Raw genomic sequence first — 3,143 nt, 5'->3', positions numbered from 1 at the left:
GCTAAACGTGAAAGTGATCGTTTACAAACCTTGCTTAACCATACCCTTGAAGGCGTTATTACCATTGATGAAACGGGCATTATCCAGAATTTTAATGTCGCTTCAGTTCGCCTGTTCGGTTATCAGCCAGAAGAAATTATCGGGCAGAATATTACCCAGCTGATGCCAGCCCAGCATCGTAAAAATCACGAACATGGGATGTCGCGATTCCTCATTAGTGAGCAATCCACCATAATTGGCCAGCCAGTTGAGTTGGAAGCATTACACAAAAGTGGGCAAATCATTCCCATCGAACTGACGCTGAGCGCATTTCAATGGGAAGGCCATTATTTTTTTACGGGTATCGTCCGAGATATTTCTCTTCAAAAAGCTGAACATCTGGCATTAATCGCTGCCAAGGAAGAAGCTGAAAAAGCCAACCAGGCAAAATCGGAATTCCTGTCGGCAATGAGCCATGAATTACGCACGCCTTTAAATGCGATTCTGGGGTTTGCCCAGTTACTGCAAAGTGACAATGATGCGCCACTCACAGAAACCCAGCAAGATAGTTTAAAGCTCATCATTCACAGTGGTGAGCACTTGCTCAAGTTAATTAATGATGTGCTGGAGCTGGCTAAAATTGAGACGGGTTCAGTGGACGTATCGATTGAGCCGGTGAATGTCAGTGTCGCAATTAATCATTGTTTGCCCATGCTGAAAAACCTGGCGGCTCGCTATCGTGTGATCATTCATACTGATGACATTCCTGAACAGCTGGTACTCGCTGATTTAACAAAACTCAAACAGGTGCTGATAAATCTGGTCAGTAATGCCATCAAATATAATCGCCCTGATGGCAAAGTTATTATTAGCGGTGAGGTAATTGATTCCACTAAGCGCTTGCGTATCACTATTCAGGATACAGGCATGGGAATTCCACGGGATAAGCAGGCCTATCTGTTTACGGCATTTGATCGTCTGGGTCAGGAAAACTCGGACATTGAAGGAACCGGAGTCGGATTGATTGTGACCAAGAGACTGATAAAAGCCATGGACGGGCATATTGGTTTTGAAAGCACAGAAAATCAAGGCACTCGATTCTGGGTAGAGTTACCCATAACAGACAACAATAACCAGAATGATGAAGTGCATCAGCAGGCTGAATCAATTAAAGCCGAAAATCCATTTAACTCCTCTGCTTCGACTCTCATTCTGCATATAGAAGATAATCCGGCCAATATCAAATTGATGGAAGCATTTTTTGATCGTCTGCCCCAATACACGTTGCATATTTGCAAAACAGCTGAGGCAGGACTGGACTGGCTGGAAAGTAATATGCCAGCCGTGATATTGATGGATATCAATCTCCCCGGAATCAGCGGCTTACAGGCTACCGAGCAGATCATGGCTAATCCGAAACTCCGGCACATTCCGGTGATCGCGGTTACCGCTGCCGCCATGCCTTATGATTTGCAGCAGGCAGAAGGCCTGTTTACTGCCTATCTCACCAAACCGGTTAATTTTATTCTGCTGACGGAATTATTAAATAAATACAGTAAGCCAGAGGTTTATTGAACTGAAGGATAACCTTCCCGCTCTGGAAAAAATAACAAGGGCTCAACACGGGCATTATTCAAACTCACACCAAGGTGCAGGTGTGGACCGGTAACACGGCCAGTGGCGCCAACCGTGCCGATAATCTCGCCCTGTTGAATTTTTTGTCCTGCTTTGACATCAATCCGATCCAGATGACAAAACATGGTCACGAGACCCTGACCATGGTCAATCATTACTGTATTGCCATTGAAAAAGTAATCGTCGGTATCCGTCACTATTCCGTTGGCCGGTGCCATAATTTCAGTACCTGTTGCCGCTGCAATATCAATACCGCTGTGTGGATTACGCTCTTCGCCATTAAACACACGACGACGGCCAAATAAACCACTGACCCTTCCTTCAATGGGCCAGACAAAATTAAACGGCACATTGTCGCTGGCACGCCAATGACGTAAGGCTTTATTTATTTTGGCTGTTTCGGCTTCGATGCGCTCCATATCTTCCGCATAGGGATTGACCTTACGATCGTCAGGAACATTTATCCGTTGAGTGGGATAAGCTTTATCTTTGACCTCAAACATAATGCTGCTTAACGCACCCTGACTTTCCACCAGAATTTTGTGATTCCCCGACTCGGCTGCCAGCGGAATGCCAACTACAGCCTGCCATTGTGAATCTTGTTTTACCACTAGCACCTGTTGTTTTTGATAGGTCACCTCAGGTGCTACATTTCCCTCGATTTCCAAAGGCAAAATGACGACACCACCTGGTACTGGTAATTGTTGTGGTAAAGCCCAGGCAGGTGAACAGACTAATAGAACCAGCCAATAGCACAATCTATACATCATTTCTTACGACGAACTTCACAGTCCAATTGACCTTCAAATAAACGAATTTGCAGGGATTGTCCGATTGTTACTTCATCAGATCGGTAAATAACATTACCAGTCTGTGAATCACTGGTGATGCTGTAACCGCGCTCCAGTGTGTTGAGAGGGCTAACCACCGATAAGGTACGCATCAACTGGGCCAGCTGCTTTTTTTGATCGGTGATTTGTTGACCGGTCAAACGGTTTAATTGTGAAGAGAGTGCCTCTACATGCTGCTGCTGTTGCTTCAAACGGGAGACCGGTAACAATCGCTTTAAGCGATCATTCAGATTCTGGCTTTGTAACCTGAATTGTTGCTGCTGTACCGAAAAGGCTTTTTCAAACCGCTGTGTTAAATCCTGCAGTCGGGTTTGTCGCCAGCTGATTCGCAACTTTGGATGAGGCAATCTTACTGACAGATAATCAAGTTGTTGTTGCTTGCCTTGTAACCGCCGCTGGATACTGTAATCAAGTTGCGTTTGCAGACGTTTTAACTGTTGCTGCTGGAGTTTAATTTGTTGCTGCGGGCGGGGCAGACGTTGAGACAGATGCCGAATATGCCGTTGTTCATTGGCAAGTTTTTGCTGAATACGACTGCCCAGATTTTGCAACAAACCGCGAAGATTTAAGGCTAATTGGCGCGCTTCAGGTACCGCCAGTTCAGCCGCAGCCGAAGGCGTTGGAGCCCTGACATCTGCAACAAAATCGGCAATGGTAAAATCAATTTCATGGCCTACT

The 3,143-nt window shown here is 45.6% G+C and carries 3 protein-coding genes; 1 reads left to right on the top strand and 2 read right to left on the bottom strand.

Annotated elements, in window-relative coordinates; genetic code table 11:
* On the top strand, positions 1-1,554 hold a 1,554-nt coding region (locus B3182_RS08780; protein WP_292752398.1), incomplete at its 5' end, for a hybrid sensor histidine kinase/response regulator.
* Here the strand turns inward: B3182_RS08780 and B3182_RS08775 are convergent.
* A complete protein-coding gene (locus B3182_RS08775) occupies positions 1,548-2,384 on the bottom strand; it encodes a peptidoglycan DD-metalloendopeptidase family protein (protein WP_292411644.1) in 837 nt (278 codons plus the stop codon). The two genes, B3182_RS08780 and B3182_RS08775, sit on opposite strands and share 7 nt — an antisense overlap.
* On the bottom strand, positions 2,381-3,143 hold a 763-nt coding region (locus tag B3182_RS08770; protein ID WP_292752395.1), incomplete at its 5' end, for an exodeoxyribonuclease VII large subunit. The genes B3182_RS08775 and B3182_RS08770, both read right to left, overlap by 4 nt.

Origin of the sequence: Methylophaga sp. UBA4204, from assembly GCF_002379485.1 — a bacterium.
In the GTDB taxonomy this organism is placed as follows: Bacteria; Pseudomonadota; Gammaproteobacteria; order Nitrosococcales; family Methylophagaceae; genus Methylophaga.
This window is presented reverse-complemented; position numbering and strand designations above follow the sequence as displayed.